The organism is Nocardiopsis sp. NPDC006832 (assembly GCF_040635885.1).
GTDB lineage: Bacteria > Actinomycetota > Actinomycetes > Streptosporangiales > Streptosporangiaceae > Nocardiopsis.
Genome location: NZ_JBEYLC010000009.1, coordinates 53,625 through 75,936 on the forward strand (window position 1 = coordinate 53,625; position 22,312 = coordinate 75,936).

Annotated in this window: 20 protein-coding genes; 15 read left to right on the plus strand and 5 right to left on the minus strand. The window is 67.9% G+C overall.

Annotated elements, in window-relative coordinates; genetic code table 11:
- Window positions 1–168: 168 nt before the first annotated feature.
- From ABZ717_RS06735 to ABZ717_RS06775, 9 genes are all read left to right on the plus strand, one after another.
- Window positions 169–531: a hypothetical protein gene (locus tag ABZ717_RS06735; protein WP_358506688.1), complete on the plus strand. Its 363-nt coding sequence runs from the start codon at window positions 169–171 to the stop codon at window positions 529–531.
- Window positions 524–967: a hypothetical protein gene (locus tag ABZ717_RS06740; protein WP_358506691.1), complete on the plus strand. Its 444-nt coding sequence runs from the start codon at window positions 524–526 to the stop codon at window positions 965–967. Before ABZ717_RS06735 ends, ABZ717_RS06740 begins: the two co-directional genes overlap by 8 nt.
- A gap of 58 nt (window positions 968–1,025) precedes the next feature.
- A complete protein-coding gene (locus tag ABZ717_RS06745; protein WP_358506694.1) occupies window positions 1,026–1,430 on the plus strand; it encodes a hypothetical protein in 405 nt (134 codons plus the stop codon).
- Between the two features lie 10 nt (window positions 1,431–1,440).
- Window positions 1,441–2,289, plus strand: coding sequence for a sulfurtransferase (locus tag ABZ717_RS06750; RefSeq protein WP_358506697.1), 849 nt, complete (start codon window positions 1,441–1,443; stop codon window positions 2,287–2,289).
- A gap of 293 nt (window positions 2,290–2,582) precedes the next feature.
- Window positions 2,583–3,185: a DUF4178 domain-containing protein gene (locus ABZ717_RS06755; RefSeq protein WP_358506700.1), complete on the plus strand. Its 603-nt coding sequence runs from the start codon at window positions 2,583–2,585 to the stop codon at window positions 3,183–3,185.
- 7 nt (window positions 3,186–3,192) lie between these two features.
- A complete protein-coding gene (locus ABZ717_RS06760) occupies window positions 3,193–3,699 on the plus strand; it encodes a DUF2617 family protein (protein ID WP_358506703.1) in 507 nt (168 codons plus the stop codon).
- 10 nt (window positions 3,700–3,709) lie between these two features.
- Entirely contained in the window at window positions 3,710–4,027 is a 318-nt protein-coding gene (locus ABZ717_RS06765) for a hypothetical protein (protein WP_358506706.1), read from the plus strand.
- Window positions 4,028–4,113: 86 nt separating this feature from the next.
- On the plus strand, window positions 4,114–4,542 hold the full coding sequence (locus ABZ717_RS06770; RefSeq protein ID WP_358506709.1) for a DUF350 domain-containing protein: 429 nt from the start codon (window positions 4,114–4,116) through the stop codon (window positions 4,540–4,542).
- A 28-nt stretch (window positions 4,543–4,570) separates the two neighbouring features.
- Entirely contained in the window at window positions 4,571–6,178 is a 1,608-nt protein-coding gene (locus ABZ717_RS06775; protein WP_358506712.1) for a polyamine aminopropyltransferase, read from the plus strand.
- 365 nt (window positions 6,179–6,543) lie between these two features.
- On the opposite strand, the gene ABZ717_RS06780 is transcribed toward ABZ717_RS06775, so the two are convergent.
- On the minus strand, window positions 6,544–7,008 hold the full coding sequence (locus ABZ717_RS06780) for a flavodoxin (protein WP_358506715.1): 465 nt from the start codon (window positions 7,006–7,008) through the stop codon (window positions 6,544–6,546).
- 363 nt (window positions 7,009–7,371) lie between these two features.
- On the opposite strand from ABZ717_RS06780, the gene ABZ717_RS06785 reads away from it, so the two are divergent.
- From ABZ717_RS06785 to ABZ717_RS06805, 5 genes are all read left to right on the plus strand, one after another.
- Window positions 7,372–8,034 carry a DUF4352 domain-containing protein gene (locus ABZ717_RS06785; protein ID WP_358506718.1) on the plus strand — a complete coding sequence of 221 codons (663 nt, stop codon included), beginning with the start codon at window positions 7,372–7,374 and terminating at the stop codon, window positions 8,032–8,034.
- Between the two features lie 301 nt (window positions 8,035–8,335).
- Window positions 8,336–9,178: a nitrilase-related carbon-nitrogen hydrolase gene (locus ABZ717_RS06790; protein ID WP_358506721.1), complete on the plus strand. Its 843-nt coding sequence runs from the start codon at window positions 8,336–8,338 to the stop codon at window positions 9,176–9,178.
- Between the two features lie 4 nt (window positions 9,179–9,182).
- A complete protein-coding gene (gene hydA / locus ABZ717_RS06795) occupies window positions 9,183–10,589 on the plus strand; it encodes a dihydropyrimidinase (protein WP_358506724.1) in 1,407 nt (468 codons plus the stop codon).
- Window positions 10,590–10,598: 9 nt separating this feature from the next.
- Window positions 10,599–11,609: a TIGR03842 family LLM class F420-dependent oxidoreductase gene (locus tag ABZ717_RS06800; protein WP_358506727.1), complete on the plus strand. Its 1,011-nt coding sequence runs from the start codon at window positions 10,599–10,601 to the stop codon at window positions 11,607–11,609.
- Between the two features lie 210 nt (window positions 11,610–11,819).
- Window positions 11,820–13,328 carry an NCS1 family nucleobase:cation symporter-1 gene (locus ABZ717_RS06805; RefSeq protein WP_358506730.1) on the plus strand — a complete coding sequence of 503 codons (1,509 nt, stop codon included), beginning with the start codon at window positions 11,820–11,822 and terminating at the stop codon, window positions 13,326–13,328.
- Window positions 13,329–13,407: 79 nt separating this feature from the next.
- On the opposite strand, the gene ABZ717_RS06810 is transcribed toward ABZ717_RS06805, so the two are convergent.
- Window positions 13,408–14,460 (minus strand): CDP-alcohol phosphatidyltransferase family protein, encoded by a 1,053-nt coding sequence (locus ABZ717_RS06810; RefSeq protein ID WP_358506732.1) that lies wholly within the window; start codon window positions 14,458–14,460, stop codon window positions 13,408–13,410.
- Between the two features lie 582 nt (window positions 14,461–15,042).
- On the opposite strand from ABZ717_RS06810, the gene ABZ717_RS06815 reads away from it, so the two are divergent.
- On the plus strand, window positions 15,043–17,118 hold the full coding sequence (locus tag ABZ717_RS06815) for an acyltransferase family protein (RefSeq protein ID WP_358506735.1): 2,076 nt from the start codon (window positions 15,043–15,045) through the stop codon (window positions 17,116–17,118).
- A 913-nt stretch (window positions 17,119–18,031) separates the two neighbouring features.
- Here the strand turns inward: ABZ717_RS06815 and ABZ717_RS06820 are convergent.
- The 3 genes from ABZ717_RS06820 to ABZ717_RS06830 all read right to left on the minus strand — a co-directional run bounded on the left by ABZ717_RS06820 (window position 18,032) and on the right by ABZ717_RS06830 (window position 22,308).
- Window positions 18,032–19,393, minus strand: a complete 1,362-nt coding sequence (locus tag ABZ717_RS06820) for a DUF222 domain-containing protein (RefSeq protein ID WP_358506738.1) — start codon at window positions 19,391–19,393, stop codon at window positions 18,032–18,034.
- Window positions 19,394–20,310: 917 nt separating this feature from the next.
- Window positions 20,311–21,396: a DUF6716 putative glycosyltransferase gene (locus ABZ717_RS06825; RefSeq protein ID WP_358506741.1), complete on the minus strand. Its 1,086-nt coding sequence runs from the start codon at window positions 21,394–21,396 to the stop codon at window positions 20,311–20,313.
- A gap of 147 nt (window positions 21,397–21,543) precedes the next feature.
- Window positions 21,544–22,308, minus strand: coding sequence for a crotonase/enoyl-CoA hydratase family protein (locus tag ABZ717_RS06830; protein WP_358506744.1), 765 nt, complete (start codon window positions 22,306–22,308; stop codon window positions 21,544–21,546).
- Window positions 22,309–22,312 lie beyond the last annotated feature (4 nt).

Genomic DNA, 22,312 nt, shown 5'->3' on the forward strand with positions numbered 1-22,312 from the left:
CTTCGACCATGGCGTCGCCCCCGGCCCTCCCCCGGGGGCGACGCCATGCCGGTTCCACCGACGGCCCCGCCCTGTACCGGGCGGTACTCCGGACGTACTACCGTGTGTCGTAGTCGTGTGGTCCGCTGACATGGGTGGACGTTCCGGAAGTACCCGAGCGGAGGCGACGTGGTCGACTGGCTGACCATGTTGATTCAGATGGTGTCGTTGGCGATGGCCGTGTGGTGCCTCGTCTCGACCTTCCGAGACCAGCCGATGCTGGTCCCCCACCTGGTCGGCATGGGTGTTCTGTGGCTTCTGGTCCTGGGCCAGGTCGGCGCGATGGTCTTCGCCATGATCGGCGGTGACCGCCCCGACGATCTGGCGATGGTGATCTCCTACCTGGCGACCGTCGCCCTCCTGCCCCCGGCCAGCGCGGTGTGGGGGTTCATGGAGCGCAGCAAGTGGGGACCGGCGGTGATCGCCTTCACCTGCCTCATCCTCCCCGTCCTGCTGGTGCGCATCGAACAGCTGTGGAGTCCCGTTGTCTGACACCGAGACCACGCCCCCGGCCCCCGACCGCACCCTGCGCACCGGACCGGGTCGGCTTCTCGTGGCCGTGTACGCCGTCTTCGCCCTGGCGGCCACCGCCCGTGGCACCTACCAACTGGTGACACGCTTCGAGGAGGCTCCGCTGGCGTACGCGCTGTCGGTGTTCGCCGGTGTGGTGTACCTCGTGGCCGCGATCGGCCTGGCCCGCGCCGGTCGCGTCTCCCGCAAGGTCGCCCTGGTGTCGGTGACCGTGGAGATGGTCGGGGTCCTGGTGGTGGGCGCCCTGTCCGAGTTCACCAGCGGGATCTTCCCCGAGGACACCGTCTGGTCGCACTTCGGCAGCGGCTACCTGTTCATTCCCCTGGTCCTGCCGATCCTGGGTCTGTGGTGGATCCTCAAGGTGCACCGCGCCGACCGCGCCCACCCCGTGGGGTGACGCGGGACACAGTGTCGCGGACCGCATAGTTCCGGACATCGCGGGCACAGACGTGTGCATGGAGGTACACACGCAGGCCCCCACCCGGCCTCTCTTCCCCTCATATCTGGGTGGCGGCGTCGTGTTCGCCGTGTCCCTCGGTCTGGTCGCGTTCGTGTGGAACGCGAACGCCCCCAACGTGATCGAGCACCGCATCTTCCTGGTGTTGTGGCTGTCGGGCGCCGCGATCCTGGCGACCCTGCTGTGGGCCGACGCGCGAACGCCCCGGGGCGCCTCCCGCAGCCTCGCCACCTTCGCCATCGGTCTCGTCGCGGCGACCGCCCTCAGCACCATGCCCTGGGCGAACCTGGACTCGGCCCTCTGGTACCAGGTGTGGCTGTCGGTCCCGCTCCTGACCGGACTGGGCCTGGTCGCCTTCCGACCCACCCCGTCGAACCCGCCCGGCGTCGAATCCCCGCACTAGGCTGTCGACCATGTCAGAGCCGAATCTTCCCGTGGCCGTCTCCTCCGAATGGCTCCGCGAACACCGTGACCAGGTCGTCCTCGTCGACTCCCGTTGGTACATGGACGGTCGTTCGGGAGCCCTCGCCCATCGGGCCGGGCACATCCCCGGTGCCGTGTTCGCCGACGTGGACACCGACCTCGCCGCCCCCGCGAGCGCGGAAGGGGGACGCCACCCACTGCCCTCCCCCGAGGACCTCGCCCGTTCCCTCGGCGCGCTCGGCGTCGGCGACACCACCACGGTGGTGGTCTACGACGACGCCGGGGGTTCGGTGGCCGCCCGGATGGTGTGGATGCTGCGCGCCCTCGGCACCCCCGCAGCCTTCCTCGACGGTGGCCTCCAGAGCTGGACCGGCCCATTGGAGGAGGGTGAGGTGACGGTCGAGCCCGCGCACCGGACCCCGATCCCGTGGCCCTCCGACCGGATCGTGAACACCGAGGAACTGCGCGACGAACTCTCCGACCCCGACCGGCTGCTGTTGGACGCCCGCGTGTACGGGCGCTTCACCGGCGCCGAACCGGCCCCCGTCGACGCGCGGGCGGGACACGTCCCCGGGGCGCGCAGCGCCCAATGGCCCGCCAACCTGGGCCCCGACGGGCTGTTGGCCGCGCCCGAAACGCTGCGCGAGCGCTTCGCCGCCCTGGGCGCGGACTCCGCGCGCACCGTCACCGCCTACTGCGGTTCGGGAGTGACCGCCTGCCACGACCTACTGGCGTTGGAACACGCCGGTTACGGTCATACCCGTCTGTACCCGGGTTCGTGGAGCCGTTGGGGCGGGGACGAGTCGCTCCCGTTGGAGACCGGTGATCCCCGGGCGTGACCCCCGCCCGTACGAAACCACCTCTGACCGGCTCCGATACCCTTGGGCCCGCGCCTACCCGCGCGGGCCTTGTCCTTTTCGCCCCTATTTGTTCTTGCCACCGCCTAGGGTGGACGGACGAGGAACGAAGGAACCGACGGCAAAGGGGCGTAAGTCAACCCTTCGACCACGCGAAAGATTCCCGAATCGCAGCGTTGTCGGAACCAGAACCCCTGTTCCGACGTCACAGCGAACAGAGGGTCCCCGCCCCCCGGAACCGATTGACGTGCTCCACCGCGAAACGAGGAACTCTGGTGATCGAACTCCTTCTCCTACTGATTCTCATCGTTGGAATCGTGATCGGAGTCCTGATCTACACGCAGCGCTCGCGCTCGCGGAAGCAGGACACCGCTCCCCCACCGCCGCCCCAGGACCCCTTCGCCGCTTCCTCGACCACCGACACCGCCGGTGACCCTCGGGCCATCAAGGCCGGCGACATGATCGACTGGGGCAACGAACGCACCTGGATCCGCGGCACCCTACGCCTGTCCGAGGGTGGCTACACCTGGTCCGAGCACTTCCTGGAGGTGGAGGGCGGCAAGCGCTGGCTCTCCGTCGAGGAGGACCCGGACGTGGAGTTGGCCCTGTGGACCGGTCGCCCCGACCTGACCATGGTGCCCCAGGGCAAGAACATCGAGCTCGAAGGTGTCACCTACAAGCTCGACGAGAAGGGCTCCGGCTCCTACCGCTCCGAGGGGACCACCGGTCTGAAGGCCGAGGGCGGTATGGACTACGCCGACTACGAGTCCACCGATGGCAAGCTGCTCGCCTTCGAGCGCTTCGACCACGGGAACTGGGAGGTCAGCACCGGCGAGAAGATCCACGCCGGTACGTTCACGATCTTCCCCGGGAGCTGATGCCCCCATGCGTGCGACCATCAGCGCCCCCTTCGTCGACACCAACGCAGACGACCTGGTCTGGACCCTGAACCACCCGCTGGTCGACCCTCTCGCCACCCGCACCGTCCAGGTGTCGGGGCTGTCGGTCGAACTCCGGGTGCTGGGCGCCTCGCACCAGGTCGTACTCGGTGCCGGACCGGGTGCGCCGGTGGAGACGGTCGCCTGCCTGCCGGGGGTTCCCGGCGGGCTTCCCGGCAACGCCGAGCACCCCCTGCCTGGGGTGGGCGACTACCGCTTCGACTCGATCGTCGAGTCATTGCCCCGCACCGAACTGACTCGCCGGGTGGAGGGGATCCACCAGGAGACCTCGAACTCGCCCGGTGGGCTCATCGTCGCCTTCCCCGGTGACCCCCTCGCGGTCACCGCACTGCACCTGACCTCCGGCAATGGGACCTCGTTGCGTTGGCGGACCTGGCACGCCTATCCGCAGAGCGGCGAACTGGTGACGACGATCACGACCTTGACCCCCTAGGGAGGCCCTCATGTCCACGATCAAGACTCCACGCCACAAGATCGCGGCGGTCGGTGGCGCGACCGCCCTGTTGCTGCTCCTGTCCGCCTGTGGCGGTAGCAACAGCGCCGACTGCCGGCCCAGCGACAGTTCCACCAGTGGTACGACCACGTCGTCGTCCGCCGACCGCACCCCGAGCCCCTCGCCCACCGACGACTGCAACGGCCGCAGCGGTGGTGGCGGCGGCGGTTTCTTCTTCTTCGGCGGCGGTGGCGGAGGTGGCAACAACTCCAACAGCGGGGGAAGTGGAAGCGACACTCGCGGTGGCGGATCGGGGTTCGGTAAGTAAGCCGAGTTCAGGCCAGTAGTCTGCCGTGTCGGGGGTACCCCACGGTCCCTCCGGACGCACGAGTTTCCCCCGACACGGACAAGGCCATGAACGAAATTCTCACCAGCTCGCTCTACGCCCTGGGTTACGGCGTGGTCGGCACGGTCATCATGCTGCTCGGCTACCTGATCACCGACCTGCTCACCCCGGGCAAACTGCACAAACTGATCTGGGAGGACCGGAACAGGAACGCCATCCTGCTGGTCTCCGCCAACACCCTGGGCGCCGCGATCGTGGTGGTCTCCGCGATCCTGTCCAGCTACTCCGAACTGGGTCTCGGCGCCGGTCTGCTCTCCGCCCTGATCTTCGGCCTCATCGGTCTGGTCGTGATGGCCCTGTCCTTCCTCCTGATCGATCTGATCATCCCGGGCCGGGTCAGCCACATGATCAGCGACCCCGAATGGCACCCGGCGACGTGGGTCAACGCGACCGCGCACGTCTCCATCGCCCTGGTCGTGGCCGCGGCGATCTCCTAGAAGTTCTTCTCCAGAAAGCAGCAGTAGTGTGACCGACACCCCGGCCGCCGAGGCCGCCGACTCCGATGCCTCCGAGCCCGCCAGAACGCGACTTCCGGTGACACCACGACTGGCCCGGTTCCTCGTGCTTTTGGCGGTGTTCATCTGTGCCGCCTGCGGCCTGGTGTACGAGTTGGCGCTCGTCGCGATCGGCAGTTACCTGTTGGGCGACACCATCACCCAGGCCTCCGTGGTGCTGTCGGTGATGGTGTTCGCCATGGGCGTGGGTTCACTGCTGTCCAAGCGCTACCAGGCCCGCCCCGCCTTGGCCTTCGCCGTCATCGAGGGGCTGTTGTCCCTGGTCGGTGGTCTATCGATCCTGCTGCTGTACGGATCGTTCGCCTGGCTGTCCGCCTCGGCCTACCAGCCGACCCTGGTGTTGTTGGCGTTCGTCATCGGAATGCTCATCGGTGTCGAGATCCCGTTGCTGATGACGCTGATCCAGCGCATCCGAAAGCAGGACGCCTCCGAGGCGGTCGCGGACCTGTTCGCCGCCGACTACGTGGGCGGTCTGATCGGTGGTCTGGCGTTCCCGTTCCTGCTGTTGCCACTGCTGGGCCTGCCCAAGGGCGCACTCATGGTGGGCGCGCTCAACGCGGTGATCGGCATGGCCGTGGTGCTGTGGCTGTTCCGATCCGAACTCACCCGCCTCGCCTACGTGGGGCTGACCGTCGGGCTCGTGGTCATCGTGACGGTCCTGGGGCTGGCCTTCTACTACGCGGAGCGATTCGAGGTGGACGCCCGGCAGGCCATGTACCGGGACCCGATCGTGCACGCCGATCGCAGCGAGTACCAGGAGATCGTGGTCACCCAGTCCCTGGACGGCGTGGACACACGTCTGTTCCTCAACGGGGACCTGCAGTTCTCCACCTTGGACGAGTACCGGTACCACGAGTCGCTCATCCACCCCGCGATGGCCGGCCCGCGCGAGGACGTCCTGGTCCTGGGCGGCGGCGACGGTCTGGCCCTGCGGGAGATCCTGCGCTATGACGACGTCGAGTCGGCGACACTGGTCGACCTGGACCCGGCCGTGGTCGAGCTGGCCAGGGAGGACCCGGTGATCCGAGACCTCAACGACGACTCACTGCGGGACTCCCGGGTCGACGTGGTCAACACCGACGCCTTCCAGTGGCTACGGGACAACGCCGAGGACTTCGACGTGGTCATCGCGGACCTGCCCGACGGCACGGACGTGGGCACCTCGAAGCTGTACACGGTGGAGTTCTATTCGCTGATCGGTCAGGCGATGACGGGCGACAGCAGGCTGGTCGTCCAGGCCGGGTCGCCGTTCTTCGCGCCCGACGCCTACTGGGGCGTCCGGCACTCACTGGTGGAGGCGGGGATCGACGTCACCCCGTACAACGTGGACGTGCCGACCTTCGGTAACTGGGGCTTCTACCTCGGGACGCTGAACGGGGCACCGGAGCTGCGCATGCCCGAGGACGCCCCCGAGCTGCGCTACCTGGACCAGCCCTTGTTGGAGGCGGCGCAGGTGTTCCCGATGGACCGCCGCGAAGACGACGTCCAGGAGTCCACGATGATGCACCCGCGGGTGATCGGCTACCACCAGGATCGACAGGCCTGGCGCGGGTACTGACCGCCGCCGTAGGGAACCCGGAAACGACGTCGAGGCCGGCGCCCGTGAAGTGCGGGCGCCGGCCTCGACGAGGTCACCGCGCGACCTGACGATCTTGGGCCGGTGGGCGGTCACGCGGTGGTCCGGTGGAAGGTGGGAAGGCCGCGGGGGGAGCGGGTCACCTCTCGGAGCTCCCCCGCGGTCCGTGAACCATCCTGGCCTCGGGGCGAGGACGTGCGGTGGACGCCACGCCGCCCCGCTCGTCCCGAATGGCAACCCTTGACGCAGACTTACCGAGCCTTGCCGGAAAAGCCGCGTTCAGGGTCGTGTGTGGTCCGGTGACCGGTTCTCGACGGGCCCCTTCGAGGTCGTCCACCCCATCCCTCTCACCCTTCGGCGTGCTCCAAGGCGGCGAGTGCGGTGACCGCCCCCAGTTCCCAGCAGGCCTCCCGGGCCTCGGCGTCGGGGCGCCCGGTCACCGTCACCGGGGGCCGGTGCCGTTCCCAGCCCATGCCCTTGGCGATGGACTCCACCGAACGCACCGCGCCGGAGGTGTCGTTGTCGCCGTGCACGTACAGGGAGAACGGCAAGCCCTGGCGATCGACCTGGACCGGGTAGTACACCGTGTCGAAGAAGTGCTTGAGCGCACCCGACATGTAACCGATGTTGGCGGGGGTGCCGAGGACCACCGCGTCGGCCGCCAACAGGTCGGTCGGCGTCGCCGCCAGTGCCGCCCTGACCTCGACCTCCACGCCTTCGACGTCGTCGTCGCGCGCCCCCTCCAGGACCGCGTCCAGGAGTTCGCGTGTGGCGGGTGAGACGGTGTGGTGAACGATGAGCAGTCGTGCCATGCGCCCACCTTCTCAGAACCGATCGGCGCGATAGGGCATCCCACCCCTCACCGAGACGACCACGATCGGGGCACCTCGCGGTCAGCGTTGACCTCGACCCTCGGCATGTCGGTATCGTCGGAGCGTGCCCAAAGCTCTTGGAACCGGCACAAGTCGGATGGCGTCTCAGCCAACGGCACAACTTCAGTCTTCAGAAAGCCAGGCCCCGCCATGAGTCAGCCTCCTCCCTACGGACCTCCGCCCCCCGGCGGGCAACCGCCTATGGGGCCGCCTCCCGGAGGGATGCCTCCCGGAGGTCCGCCCCCGCCGGGCGGTATGCCCCCCGGCGGTATGCCCCCTGGTGGGCCCTATGGCCAACCGCCGATGGGTCCCCCTCCCGGTGGCCACTACGGGCAACCGCGGCCGAAGAAGACCTCCCCCTGGCTGTGGATCAGCCTGGGTTGCGGTGGCCTCTTCGTGATCGGTGTGGTCTTGGTCGTCCTTTTGGTCTTCGTCTTCGGTGACGAGCCCGAGGACGAGGGCGGATCCACCACCACCGGCGGCGGTGGATCCGAGGGCACCGGCGAGGACGAGAACGGCGGTTCCGCGGGAGCGGACACCGACTCCGGTCTGGGCAACGAGCCGCGCTCCAACCCCGACATGCCGGGGATCGGCGAGACCGTGGAGCACGACGGTCTGCGCTTCACCATCACCCAGATCGACTCGGGTCTCCCCGAGGCCGGCAGCCACACCCCGGTCGGCGAGTACGTCGCGGTCTGGATCGAGATCGAACCGGCCGGTTCGGCCGCCGACGACTTCTGGCGCGACGAGCAGCACCTCTACACCTACGACGGTCAAGAGATCGAAGAGGACTACGAGGCGACCTGGGACTACACCGAGGACAGCATGCTCATCGAACTGGAGCCCGGTGAGAGCTACGAGACCGTGATCGTGTTCGACGTGGACGACCCCTCGCAGATCTCCCACATGGGTCTGAGCGCCGAGACCCTCGGTGGCAACGAGGTCGAGGTCGACGTCACCGGCTGACGTGTGACGCCGACGCCGACGCCGACGTCGTGCGGGCGGGGCCGCCGGATCTGATCCGGCGGCCCCGACGCATGTGCGGACACATGAAATTCCACCCGGATGAGCGCTCGGGCTTGTCCGATCCTCCGACCGAATAACGCCACAGGAAGGTTATATATCCTCATACGACACAAATGCGAATTCGGTTAACACACTCTTATCCGGTCACGCGGGATGTCGGATATTGACCGGTCATTCGTCTCTTATCTAGGGTGCGGTCTCTACAGCGCAGGTCGCATGCTCGACCAGGAGCGAGGGAACCATGCCGCACAACGTCCGGGCAGCACTCGTACAGACCGAGTGGACCGGAGACACCGCATCCATGCTGGACGCCCACGAGCGGTACGCGCGGGAGGCCGCCGCGCAGGGCGCCGGGATCATCGGGTTCCAGGAGGTGTTCAACGCACCCTACTTCTGCCAGGTCCAGGAAGCCGAACACCACCGTTGGGCCGAGCCCGTACCCGACGGCCCCACCGTCACACGATTCCAGGCGCTCGCCGCGGAACTGAACATGGTGATGGTGCTTCCGGTCTTCGAGATCGAGAAACCCGGTTTCTACTACAACACCGCCGCCGTCATCGACGCCGACGGCACTTATCTCGGAAAGTACCGCAAGCACCACATTCCGCAGGTCAAAGGATTCTGGGAGAAGTACTACTTCCGTCCTGGAAACCTCGGATGGCCGGTGTTCGACACCGCCGTCGGCCGCGTCGGCGTCTACATCTGCTACGACCGCCACTTCCCCGAGGGCTGGCGTGCCCTGGGCCTGGCCGGCGCACAACTGGTCTACAACCCGTCCGCGACCAGCCGCGGCCTGTCCGCCCACCTGTGGAAGCTCGAACAGCCCGCCGCCGCCGTGGCCAACGAATACTTCGTCGCCGCCATCAACCGGGTCGGCCGGGAGGAGTACGGCGACAACGACTTCTACGGCACCAGCTACTTCGTCGACCCGCGCGGACAGTTCGTGGGCGAGGTCGCCTCCGACACCAAGGCCGAGCTGGTCGTCCGCGACCTCGATCTCGACATGGTCGACGAGGTCCGTCAGCAGTGGGCGTTCTACCGGGATCGCAGGCCCGACGCCTACGGCCCGCTGACGGAGGGATGAGACCATGACCCGGACCCTCATCAGCGGCGGCCTCGTCGTCACCTCGGCGGAGGAGGTCGAAGCCGACGTCCTCGTCGAGGACGGGAAGGTGGCCGCCCTCGCCCTGCGCGGCAGTGACGCCGCCCGCACCTGGGCCGAAGGCGACGCCGAGGTCATCGACGCCACCGGCCACTACGTCATCCCCGGCGGCGTCGACGGCCACACCCACATGGAGATGCCGTTCGGCGGTACGTACTCCTCGGACACCTTCGAGACCGGCACCCGCGCGGCGGCGTGGGGCGGCACCACCACCATCGTCGACTTCGCCATCCAGCGGCCGGGCGAGTCCGTGCGCGCCGGGGTGGACTCCTGGATGGCCAAGGCCGACGGCCGGTGCGCGATCGACTACGCGTTCCACGCCATCCTGTCCGACGTCAACGAATCCTCGTTGAAGGAGATGGACGCCCTCGTCGACGAGGGCGTCACCTCGTTCAAGCTGTTCATGGCCTACCCGGGCGTGTTCTACAGCGACGACGGTCAGATCCTGAGGGCGATGCAGCGCGGCGCCGCCAACGGCGCGCTCACGATGATGCACGCCGAGAACGGCATCGCCATCGACGTCCTCGTCGAGCAGGCCCTGGCCCAGGGGCGGACGGACCCGCGCCACCACGGGGAGGTCCGCAAGGCCCTGCTGGAGTCGGAGGCCACCCACCGCGCCATCCAGCTCGCCCGGGTCGCGGGCGCTCCCCTGTACGTGGTGCACGTGTCGGCGGGAGAGGCCGTGGCCGAACTGTCCCGGGCCCGGGACATGGGGCTCAACGTCTTCGGTGAGACGTGTCCGCAGTACCTGTTCCTGACGGTGGACGAACTCGCCGGACCCGGGTTCGAGGGCGCCAAGTACGTGTGCTCGACGCCGCTGCGGCCCGAGGAGCACCAGGCCCACCTGTGGCGGGCACTGCGCACCAACGACCTGTCCGTGGTCTCCACCGACCACTGCCCGTTCTGTTTCAGCGGACAGAAGGACCTGGGCGTGGGCGACTTCTCCAAGATCCCCAACGGCATGCCCGGGGTGGAACACCGAATGGACCTGCTGCACCAGGCCGTGGTGGAGGGGCACATCGGTCGCCGACGGTGGATCGAACTGGCCTGCGCCACCCCGGCCCGGATGTTCGGTCTATATCCGAGGAAGGGCACCATCGCCCCGGGCGCCGACGCCGACCTTGTCGTGTACGACCCGAACGCCGAGCGGACCCTGTCGGCGGAGACCCACCACATGAACGTGGACTACTCCGCGTACGAGGGGAAACGGGTGACGGGCGAGGCCCGCACCGTGCTCTCCCGGGGCCGCGTGATCGTGGACCGGGGTTCCTACCTGGGTTCGGCCGGCGACGGCTCGTACGTGCCCAGGTCCACCTGTCAGTACCTGATCTGAAGGGGCCGCATGGACATCGGACTGGTCCTCCAGACGGATCCGCCCGCCGACCTCCTGGTGGAGCGGATGGTGCGCGCCGAGGAGAAGGGGTTCACGCACGGGTGGACCTTCGACTCCGTGGTGCTGTGGCAGGAACCCTTCGTCATCCACAGCCGCGTCCTGGAGCGGACCGAGCGCCTGGTCGTGGGCCCCATGGTCACCAACCCCGCCACCCGCGCGTGGGAGGTGACCGCGTCGGTGTTCGCCACCCTGAACGACATGTACGGGAACCGGACGATCTGCGGGATCGGCCGCGGCGACTCGGCGATGCGGGTGGCCGGGCGCAGGCCCGCGACCCTGGAACGACTCTCACGGGCGATGACCGCGATCAAGGACCTCGCCGAAGGACGCGAGGCCGACGTGGAGGGGGCGACCCTGCGCATCCCGTGGGTGCGCGACGGTTCCCTGCCCATGTGGATGGGCGCGTACGGACCCAAGGCCCTGGACCTGGTGGGTCGGCGGGCCGACGGGTTCATCCTGCAACTCGCCGACCCCTACCTGACCGAGTGGATGGTCAAGGCGGTGCGGTCGGCCGCCGCCGACGCCGGGCGCGACCCGGACGAGGTGAAGGTGTGCGTGGCCGCGCCCGCCTACGTCACCGACGGATCCGTCGAAGGGCGGGCCCACGCCAGGGAGCAGTGCCGCTGGTTCGGCGGCATGGTGGGCAACCATGTCGCCGACCTGGTCTCCCGGTACGGGGACCGGTCGGACATGGTGCCCCGTGAGCTGACCGACTACGTCAAGGCCCGCCAGGGCTACGACTACAGCCACCACGGCCGGGCCGACAACCCGGACACCGAGTTCGTTCCGGACTCCATCGTCGACCGGTTCTGCCTGATCGGGACGGTCGACGAACACCTGGAGAAGCTGGAGCGGCTGCGCGCCGCGGGTGTGGACCAGTTCGCGATCTACGCGATGCACGACGACGTCGACGGTGTGATCGACACCTACGGGAGCAGGATCGTCCCGGCGATGTCCTGAGCGGACACGGCCACGTCCGTGACCCGCCCCGGCCGGACCCCGAGACCGGGGTCCGGCCCCGACCGCCCGCGCACGGGAACGTCGCCGCGACCCCGGCGACGTGTGAGGATGGTCGACGGCCTGAAAGCGCGTCCTATCCGGCCCTCCCCCCGGCCCCGCGCGCGATCCCGCCGTCGTGCGTCCCCGTCAGCACCACCGAGAAGGTGTCCCGTGTCCCAAGCCCCACCACAACCCGAGTCGACCACACAGGTCACCCATCCCGACGGCCGTGTCTCCCTGCCGGAGGGCACCACCCTTCCGGTCGGCCCCCTCGTCAACGACGACCTCCAGCCCGTACCCATGTCCAGGCGGAACTGGGGCACCGGCAGCTTCTCCGCCCTGTGGGTGAGCATGTCGGTGAGCATCCCCGCCTGGACGCTGGCCAGTGGATTGATCGCCGCCGGCCTGGACTGGCGTCAGGCGATGCTCGCGGTGGTCCTGGGCAACCTCATCGTGTTGTTGCCGATGGTCCTGACCGGGCACGCGGGGGCCAAGTACGGCATCCCGTTCCCGGTGTTCGCGCGCTCCTCCTTCGGGGTGCGCGGCGCGAACCTGCCCGCGCTGCTGCGTGGGGCGGTGGCGTGCGGTTGGTTCGGCATCCAGACCTGGATCGGCGGGCAGGGCGTGTACGTCCTGACCGGTCGGCTGTTCGGTGCCCCATGGATGGAGGCCGCGGAGTTCGGCGGGTACCCGTGGACGCTGTGGCTGTCCTTCGGGGTGTTCTGGCTGGCCCAGGTCGCCATCGTCCTGTGGGGCATGGAGGGTGTTCGCAGGGTCCAGCTGTGGGCCGCGCCCCTGATGATCCTCGGCGGCGTCGCATTGCTGGGGTGGATGGCCTCCCAGGCGGGCGGTCTCGGCCCGATGCTGTCCGTGGACCGGCCCCTGGACTGGAGCCCGTCCTTCTGGGCGCTGTTCTTCCCGTCCCTGATGGGTGTGATCGGCTACTGGGCGACGTTGACCCTCAACATCAGTGACTTCACCCGGTTCGCCTCCACCCAACGGGCGCAGGTGATGGGTCAGTCCCTGGGTCTGCCCACGACCATGACGCTGTTCTCGCTGATCGCGGTCATGGTGACCGCGGGCACCGCCGCGGTGTACGACGAGCCGATCTGGAACCCGATCGACGTCGTGGACAAGATGGACTCCGGCCTCGGTCTGCTGTTCGCGATCTTCGTGGTGCTGCTGGCCACGGTGTCCACCAACGTGGCCGCCAACCTGGTGGGGCCCGCCTACGACCTGGCCAACCTCAAGCCGAACCTGATCAGCTTCCGCACCGGCGCGCTCATCACCTGTGTCCTCGGTGTCCTGATCTTCCCGTGGAAGCTCCTGGAGGACGAGAACACCTACATCTTCGTGTGGCTGGGCACCGTCGGGGGCATCCTCGGTGCCGTGGCGGGCATCCTGCTGGCCGACTACTGGTTGCTGCGCCGCACCAGGATCAACCTGCCCGCCCTGTTCGACCGGGACGGCGAGTACTGGTACTCGGGCGGCTGGAACTGGCGCGCGCTGCTCGCCTTCGGCGTCGGCGCGCTGCTGTCCGTTGCGGGCCCACTGGCCTCGTACGGCTGGGTGGTCGGCCTGATCGCCGCGTTCCTCCTGCACTGGGCGCTGGGCGCCCTCCTCCCGGACCGGCGGATGCTCGCCGCCGACCGGGCGGCGGCGGAGAGCGGCACGAGCTGATCCCTCGAAAACGGGTGCGGCGCGTCCCCGAATCGGGGACGCGCCGCTCACACCCAGGAGCCATGCGAATCGGGGCCGGTCAGGCCGCCGGACGGTGCCGTGCGAGGCCGCTGAGGTCCAGCGTCTCCAACGTCTCGTTCATGTTCTGGGTGACCCGGACGAACTCGCGGGTGGACAACCAGAGCTTGTAGATGATCAGCAGCTCGAAGGTGAGCATGAACACCGCGGAACCGATGATGGTGGCGACCATCCCGGTGACCGAGAACATCCCCACCAGCGGGGCGACGATGAACACGCCCATCTGGAACTCGATGCCGCTGAACAGGTGCGGACGGATCCGGTTGGCCCAGAGCATGTCGCGCACCCTGCGGTACCAGGGGAAACGCTTGTCGAAGCCCTTCTGCAGAGCGGTGCTCTGTAGGTGCTTGGCCTTGCGGTTGGGGGTGATGACCCCCTCTTCGTCCGTCTCGTCATCGTCGTCGGACGCCGAGGTGGGGGCCTGGACACGCTCGGCCCCGCCGATGGAGACGCTGCTCTCCTCGTCTCCCATACCGTCGTTGACGTTGTCATCGGTGCCGGCGAAGCCGCCGGCGGCCTGGCGGACCCGACCACTGTCCTGCTCGCCGGCGTGCTCCTCGACCTCTCGGATGGCCTGGGCGATGTGGCGGCGCATGGCCGAGCGGACCTTCGCCATCTGCGGCGAGTTCAGGTAGCGGAACATGTCGGTGAAGACGATGGCCAGCAGGACCCACAGGAAGACGGGGTTGCCGGTGATCGCGAACTGGCCGCCCATGAGGGCGATACCGCAGAGCAGTACGCGGATGCGGTCGAAGACGTAGTCCAGCCAGCTACCGAACACCGAGCCGTTGCCCTTCAGGCGGGCGATCTTGCCGTCCATACAGTCGAGGACGAAGCTCAGGTGGAACAGCAGGGCACCGGTCAGGAGCCAGTACCAGTCCGCGAGGAAGAAGCACGCCGCGGAGAGCAGGCCCAGGATCAGGGCCGCCACGGTGAGCTGGTTCGGGGTGATGTTGGTGCGGTTCGCCGTGGCCTTGACCAGCCGGGAGGCGAGCGGGTCGACTAGCCAGACCGTCCACCACGAGTCGCGCGGTTTGTAGGTCTGGTCTCGCACGTCTGCGAGGGTGAAGGAGGGCATTTCCCTGAACTCCGATGGATAGCGAACGGTGCAGGTCAGGGGGATGTTCGCCGGGGGTAGGGGCGCGTGGTTTCCGTGCCTCGCACGAAGAATCGCCCATCGGGGGCGGTCCATCACATTCGAGGCCACCGATAGGTGACGCCCGCGTGAACCGCGGGGTTGTCAAAAGTGACAGATAGATCAAAACGTAATGAATAAGACCTGAACAACACACGACCTCGAAGCACCCCGCAAGCCCTCGCCGGGGATGGTCGTCCTGGGCCGCACCCGGACCGACGGGCCCGAGAATGTGACCCGGGGCACTCGTTTACGCAGATCAGGGCTACGCGTTCACACAGATTCCATCTCGACTCGACAACGGGACGGCCTGTACACCCAAGTCACTCCCGACGGTTACCGATACTGGTTCGGCAGGGCTCCCTCTCGGCGTCGCGAACCTCTCCTCGGACGCATCGAGCCGCCGCGTCCGGCCGGCCCCTGCCCCACTTTCTTCGAGCCCGAGGCTGACCTGTGTCCGTTCCCGCTCACCCGCGTGTCACCGATGTCGTCGAAACACCCGTGACCGCGCCCACGCGTCCACGTCATCGCGCCGACATCGAGGGCCTGCGCGCCGTCGCCGCCGTACTGATCGCCGTCTACCACATCTGGTTCGGCACGGTCTCCGGTGGCGTCGACGTGTTCCTGCTGCTCACCGGCTTCCTCATCACCGGGTCGCTGGTCCGGGCGATGGAGCGTGACGGCCGCATCGCCTTCGGCGCCTTCTGGACGAAGCTGGTCAAGCGCCTGTTCCCCGCCGGAGCGGTCGTCCTCGGCGCCGTGCTGGTGATGACCTACCTGTTCTTCCCGCGTTCGCAGTGGATGACGGTGATCGACGACGTCCGCGCCGCCGTCCTGTACTACGGGAACTGGCACCTGGCCACTGGTTCGGTCGACTACATGGCCGACAACTCCGCCGCGAGCGCGGCACAGCACTTCTGGTCGTTGGCGGTGCAGGGGCAGTTCTACCTGCTGTGGCCGGTGCTGATCACCATCGTCGGGTTCGTCGCCGTGCGGCTGGGTGCGCGCGTGCGCCACGTCGCATTCGCGGTCGTGGGCGTCGTGTTCGCGGTGTCCCTGGCGTACTCGCTGTGGATCACGGCGGCCGAGCCGGTCTGGGCGTACTTCGACACCGGTGCCCGCCTGTGGGAACTGGCGTTGGGCGGGATGCTCGCCCTGGTGGTGCACCGGGTGAACATGCCCGGCACGCTGCGGATGATCGCCGGGTGGCTGGGGTTGGCCGGTCTGGTGCTGTGCGGGTTGGTCATCGGCGACTCGATCCCCTACCCGGGCTACGCCTCCCTGTGGCCGACCATCGCCGCCCTGCTCATCATCGTGGCGGGTGCGGGCGAGGCCGCCAACGGTCGGTTCTCCGCCAACCGGCTGCTGGGGATGCGTCCCCTGACCTGGCTCGGTGGGCACGCCTACACGCTGTTCCTGTGGCACTGGCCGGTACTGATCGTCTACCTGGAGCTGACCGAGCGGGTCCGGCCATCCCTGACCGGTGGCCTCATCGTGCTGGCCTCCTCGTTCGCGGCCGCCCTGTTCACCACCCGGGTGATCGAGGGTGGCGTGAACCGGGTGACCAAGCGCTATCGCGCCCCGAGCTGGTCGCTGGCGGCCGGCGTCATCTTCATCATCCCGGTGTTGGCGGCGGGTTCTCTGTGGGCCCACTCCATCGACCAGGACCGACAGCTGCGTCTGGAACTAAGCTCCAACCCGCTCGCCTACCCGGGTGCGGCGGTCCACCTGAACCCGGAACTGGCCGCCGGGCTGCCAGACCTGCCGATCCACCCGGACACGACCACCGTCGCCCAAGAGACCATCGACCAGACCCGCGCCTGCAACGCGGTCGCGGAGGACACCCAGGTCGTCTCGTGCGAGTTCGGCGACCCGGACTCGGACTACACGATCGCCATGGTGGGAAGTTCGCACGTGCGGCACTGGTTCCAGGCGATGCGCACCCTCGCCGACCAGCACAGTTGGCGACTGGTGACGATGACCAAGAACGCTTGCCAGTTCAGTTCCGAGGAACAGGTGTACCGGGGTGAGGTCTATACCGAGTGCGCCACCTGGAACGCCGAAGTGATGACCGACCTCGCCGAACTGGCTCCCGACGCCGTGTTCACCCTGGCCTCGCTCACCGATCGCAAGGAGGGTGAACACGTACCCACCGGTTTCGTGGACCGTTGGCGTCTGCTCGAAGGGATGGGGGTCGACGTGATCGCGATGCGGGACACACCCCGGTTCGACTTCGCGGTGCCCGAGTGCACCGACCGCAACGACCGCGACAAGTGCTCTTCCCCCAAGGCCGAGTCCATGGCCGAGGTGCCACCTTTCAAGGACCTGCCGAACGTCCCGCACAACACCCGGTTCCTGGACCTGACCGACTACCTGTGCGAGGACGGGGTCTGTCACGGTGTGATCGGCAACCAGTTGGTCTTCTACGACACCGATCACCTGTCCTACGCGTTCTCCCGATCCCTGGCGGTGGTGATGGAGCCCCAGATCCTGGACGCGGTCGGGCAGTCGGTGCCCCAGAGCGAGCCGACTTTGGTCGATGCCGCCATGACCCTCCACGAAGGTGCCCACTCCTGACCCACTTCTGTTCTGCTGGTCAGCCGCAGACCCGTAGGTAAGTGCACACCACTTCTGCCAGAACCGCCAGATCCACGAGATCCACGAGATCCACGAGGTCCACGTTAGGAGCGGAAGTGGGGCGGGGGCGGAGGCGGGTTCGTGTGGGGGTGCGCTGGTGGGGCGCCTAAGGTCTCTGCTCTTGGGGTTGTTGGGCGGGGTGGGGGTGGGTTCTCCCTCCTTCCCCGCCGCGTGATTGTTGCCGCCCGCCCCGCACGCGTCAAGGCAACGTTGAGTCCTGTAGCGATCGGGCTGGTGGCCTTGACCCGCACGGCGCGGGCGGCGGTTTGGCGGCTATCGGGGAAGGGGGGAGAGTGGTTGAGGTCCCAACGGCCCTGTGGGCCTTCGGCCCACTCCGGCCGCAGCCGGCCGGATCCCTTCCCTTCCGCCTGGTTTTCTCGTGGGGCGCGTCGCCACTACGTGACCGGTGAGGTAACGAAGGGCCCGCTACAGGCCGGACACGGGGCGGGGCGCGTCCCTGCGGTAGCCGGCTCTGGCAACAAGACCACACCGAGGCCCACAGCAGTCCCCGGTGCCGGCGGGCCGTTAGCGGTGATGGTCAGTGGTGGTGGGAGTAGCCCCGGCACTCTGTAGTGGCGGTGGGGATAGCCCCGACACCCTGTAGTGGGGTGGCAGTGGTGCCGGTAGCCGCAGTAGAGGCAGTGTCGGCAGGTGTGCCGCCCACACCCCCAACGGGAGCCACTCCGGGCCCAGGTGATGGCTCCGGGTAGGGGGTTCGCGGTGTTTCTGCCCCTGGGCATGCCGATATCCCCACAGGGCATAGGCCCTTGGGGTCTGACACCCACTTGGGGGTGTTCTCGTCGGGGGTGGTGTCCACCTGGCGGAAACGCGTGGTGGAAACGGATGGTGGTGGTTAGAGGACTGTGGCTGGAGCTGGTTCCCCCTCATCATCCCCGCTTTCCTTACCCGCTTCCTGTCGGTTCTGGGCGTGGTGGTGCTCCCAGATCTGCCGGTTCACCCTGGCCTGCAACCGGTGCTTGAGCCGATTGTGGGTGGAGCAGAGCACCTGCATGTTGGCCGCGCTGGTGGCCCCGCCGTGGGAGAAGGGGACGATGTGGTCGTACTGCGACCAGCTACGCGGCACATCACAGCCCTCGTGCCACTGGCAGGTGAACTCTTTGAACCCGGCCACCTGACGCACCGGATCCGGAGCACACCGCTTCTTTCGCCCCACATCCAACAAGGTGCGACCTTGCTCGTCGGTCAGAAACCGGCGCAACCAACTCTGCGGGACCAGCCGGGCCACCATCTGATCAGGCAACACCACCCCATCCTCAGTGGTGGCGGGCTCAGCGGTGCCGTCACCGAGGAAGCGTTTGAGGGGGACGGTGATGTTGATGGTCGCCAGAGGTTGGCGGCTCAGGCTGGAGCAACCCCGGTGGGTCAGGGCGGTCTCGAAGATGCGCATCATCGCGTCATAGGTGCGCTGGTGCTTCGGGACGGCGGCGTTATCGGGCCCGTACGGTTCGGTGTAGGCGTTCAGGGCGGCCTGGATGAGCTCGTTGTCGGCCCCCGGCCCCCACATCCGCAACAAAAACCCGGACTCGAACGTGGGCGAGAATTGCGCGCCCCGCTCCTCGAAAGACACCTCATAGTCCCGGTCGGCCTTATCCGGGTCCAGACGGGCGACGAACCATTTCGCCGCGTCCCGCAACTGGCGCACCGAGGCCTGCGGGCACTCGGCTTTGAAACCGATCAGCCCGAATTCCAACCGGGCCCGAAACCCCTCCGCGTCCGGGTGGGCGGCCCGGAAATCCTCATCACCCTTTTCCCACACCTGCGCCCAATCGGCCACAGCCTTTTCGGTGGAGGTCGCGATTGCGCACGCTTCACCCAGCGACAGGACCTCGCCCTGGAAGGCTTCTTCCACTAGGGGCAGCTGTTGTTTGTACAACGCCCGGGCGAGGGTGGCGAGATCGCGGGCCTCGGCCGGAGAGGTGCCCCACTGGTGGGTGATCCACGCCTGGATGCTGCGCTGGCCGCCCTCTTCCAACAGGGCACCGGTGGCCTCCATCCGGGCCAGGACGGGCAACATCCCATAGCGGATGCGATCTGTTTCCTGGTTGAGCCGGCCGAACTGGGCGAGCACATCGACTTCGCACCCGAACGGGATATCCCGGCCGGAGAATTCCACCGCGATCTCCCGCGCACCCGCCATCGCCTTATCGACCGGGGTGTTCCCGGTCGGGCGCGGCGTACTGGGAGGAAAGCTCATACTCTGATTATATGCCAACACCCTCAAGAATGGCAGGCCTACCCACCGGTTTATTAACCTAATTCCGAGGCCGGCATGCCTATCATGAAATGGCTCTTATTGTGGGTTATCCACAACCCCTTTTCCTCTATGGTCGGCGCCACCTCTTACAGAAGTGTCTCCTCAGGGTTTCGGTGGAGGGGCTCTGAAGAGAAACGATCTTGTCCGTAGCGCCAATTTGGGCGCCGAACATGGCGCTAGGAGCAAGATCATCGGGGTGAAGACCGGGGCCGGCCACCGCGGGGACGCGTCCCGCCCCGAGCTTGTCCTGTAGCGGGTCCTTCGTGACCGGGCCCGTCACGTAATGGCGACGCGCCCCACGAGAAAGCCAGGCGGAAGGGAAGGCATCCGGCCGGCCACGGCCGGAGTGGGCCGCAGGCCCACAGGGCCCTTGGAACCCCGACCACTCTCCCCCTTCCCCGATAGCCGCCAAACCGCCGCCCGCACCGCACGGGTCAAGGCCACCCACCACAGCGGTACAGCACTCAACATCGCCTTGACGCGTGCGGTGCGGGCGGCAACAATCACGCGGCGGGGAAGGAGGGAGAACCCACCCCCACCCCGCCAGACCACCAGCAGGTCCTCTAGCCGAGGCGCCCCACCAACCACCCGAGCAACGCCCCGTAAACCGGAGAGCTCCCGCCCCCAGGCGCCCCACCGCCCACCACCAACCCCCGGGCAGCACGAAACCGGCGGAACCAGCGGCTCCCCCAAGATCAATGGGATCACGTAGGCGGAACAGTCCACCACCCCGAACTCCCCGCCTGTGGATAACTCGCCCCCACCGCTCGGCATAGAAGCGTCACCGGGGGACCGGGCAGATCCGGTGGCCTTTCGGGGTCACAGCACTACAGGAAACAGCACTACAGGAAACAGCACTACAGGAAACCGCGGGTGGCGCGGGCGCACAGCTCGTAGAGGTGCGCCACCCAATCGTCATCCGAGGTCGGGTGGAAATGATTGTGCTCGCCCCATGAACGGTTCGGCTTGTGGAACCGGCACGCCCGCAGATCCTTCAGATCACCGAACAGGCCACTGCCCTCGAAGACCGTGTTCCCCTGGTCCCAGCCCACACCGAAGTCCGTGAGCACGAGGGAGGGCACCCGGGCCGCGATGGCCTCCAGCACCGGAAGGGAACCGAGGGCCGCCAACCCGCGGGCCCGTTCGAACTGCTCGTGCAACGGTCCCGACTCCACGACCAGGGCGCCCCCTGGGGCACGCCCGGCCGCCACCATGGACTCCCAGGTCTGTGTCAGTTCGGGGTGGCCCTCCTCGCCCACGTGCAGGACCACTTCGAGATCCGGACGGTCGGCGGCCAGTTCGGTCAACGCCGAGAGCAACGCCTCACACCCCAGGGTCCCCTCCGGCTGCCCCGGTCTCGCGGCGAACACGATCCGGTTCCGTGAACCCTGACTCTCCCGCACACCGAGTTCGGGGAACAGGCTCGCCAATCCGACCCGACCCTTGAGACCGAGCTGCTCCCCCAGTTTCGTGTACTCCTCGACCTCACGATGGCTGTGCGCGACCACCAGGTCCACCTTCGACCGGTGCATCCACTCGCCCTCGGAGGCGGGAAGCGCGGGCACGGGCAGGGACGACGCCACCACCGGCCGATAGCGGCGCAGGAAGGAGCGGCTCGACCAGGACAACGCCTCGATGTGCGTACCCGAGCAGTTGAGCAGGACCGCGTCGGGGCGTCGGCGCCGGATGAGGCGGCGCACCTGACCCACGGTCAACAGCGGAATCCGTCGCCCCGCGTGACGGGTGCCTTCCAGGGCGGCCCTGATCTGAGCAGGTGAGGGTGTATCGGCCGAACGCAGCACGGCCAGACCAATGGCGCCCTCGGAGTCGGGAAGGTCGCCGAGCATCAAGGCCGAGAGACGTGCGCGCGGAGCGGAGTCGGCGATCGCCAGGACAGCGGGCGTACCGCCGGCGGCCCGACTCCAGGTGGGAACAAGGGACACGGGGTCGCTTCCTGGGAAGAGCTCGCTGGACCACCCCAGATTACACACGCATCGCCGGCCTCCGGACACCCCGTCGAAGGCCGAAAGTCCCGGAAACGACGAAGGCGGCCGCCTTCGAGGAAGGACGGCCGCCGGGGCTCGGAGAGGCTACTCGCCCTTCCACACGGGAGCGCGCTTCTCGGCGAAGGCCGCCGCACCCTCCATCGCGTCGTGACTGACGAACACCGGGCCCGCCAGTTCGTTCTGCTTGTCCCACATCTGGTCGGTGGACCAGTCGTCGGAGGCCTGGAAGATCTCCTTGGAGACCTTCAGGGCCAGCGGGCCGTTGGGCGTGATGCGGGCGGCGAGCGCCTTGGCGCCTTCGAGGGCACCGCCACTCTCGGTGACCTGGTTGACCAGTCCCAGCTGCGCCAGGCGCTCGGAGCCGACGAAGTCACCGGTCAGGGCGAACTCCATCGCGATGTTGCGCGGGATGCGGTGCTGCAGGCGCAGCAGACCACCGGCACCGGCGACCAGACCGCGCTTGACCTCGGGGATGCCGAACTTGGCGTCCTCGGCGGCCACCACCAGGTCACAAGCGAGCACCGCCTCGAAACCACCGGCGAGGGCGTAACCCTCGACCGCGGCGATCAGCGGCTTCTTCGGGCCGCGCTCGGCGAACCCGCCGAACCCGCGCCCCTCCACCACCGGGACCTCGCCCTTCATGAAGGCCTTGAGGTCCATGCCGGCGCAGAACGTGCCCCCGGCGCCGGTGATGATGGCGACCGAGATGTCCTTGCGGGCGTCGATGTCGTCGAGCGCCTCGGCGATCCGGGCGGCGACCGCGGCGTTGACGGCGTTCTTGGCCTTGGGCCGGTTGATGGTGATGACGGCGATGCCGTCCTCGGCGGTGTAGAGAACCTCGTCGGACACGTCG

What these genes read in the sequence shown, in the direction of transcription:
- ABZ717_RS06745 (WP_358506694.1), top strand. Translation starts at nt 1,026, where the DNA reads ATGGAGGTACACACGCAGGCCCCCACCCGGCCTCTCTTCCCCTCATAT.
- ABZ717_RS06750 (WP_358506697.1), top strand. Translation starts at nt 1,441, where the DNA reads ATGTCAGAGCCGAATCTTCCCGTGGCCGTCTCCTCCGAATGGCTCCGC.
- ABZ717_RS06760 (WP_358506703.1), top strand. Translation starts at nt 3,193, where the DNA reads ATGCGTGCGACCATCAGCGCCCCCTTCGTCGACACCAACGCAGACGAC.
- ABZ717_RS06765 (WP_358506706.1), top strand. Translation starts at nt 3,710, where the DNA reads ATGTCCACGATCAAGACTCCACGCCACAAGATCGCGGCGGTCGGTGGC.
- ABZ717_RS06770 (WP_358506709.1), top strand. Translation starts at nt 4,114, where the DNA reads ATGAACGAAATTCTCACCAGCTCGCTCTACGCCCTGGGTTACGGCGTG.
- ABZ717_RS06780 (WP_358506715.1), bottom strand. Translation starts at nt 7,008, where the DNA reads ATGGCACGACTGCTCATCGTTCACCACACCGTCTCACCCGCCACACGC.
- ABZ717_RS06785 (WP_358506718.1), top strand. Translation starts at nt 7,372, where the DNA reads ATGGGTCCCCCTCCCGGTGGCCACTACGGGCAACCGCGGCCGAAGAAG.
- ABZ717_RS06790 (WP_358506721.1), top strand. Translation starts at nt 8,336, where the DNA reads ATGCCGCACAACGTCCGGGCAGCACTCGTACAGACCGAGTGGACCGGA.
- hydA (WP_358506724.1), top strand. Translation starts at nt 9,183, where the DNA reads ATGACCCGGACCCTCATCAGCGGCGGCCTCGTCGTCACCTCGGCGGAG.
- ABZ717_RS06800 (WP_358506727.1), top strand. Translation starts at nt 10,599, where the DNA reads ATGGACATCGGACTGGTCCTCCAGACGGATCCGCCCGCCGACCTCCTG.
- ABZ717_RS06820 (WP_358506738.1), bottom strand. Translation starts at nt 19,393, where the DNA reads ATGAGCTTTCCTCCCAGTACGCCGCGCCCGACCGGGAACACCCCGGTC.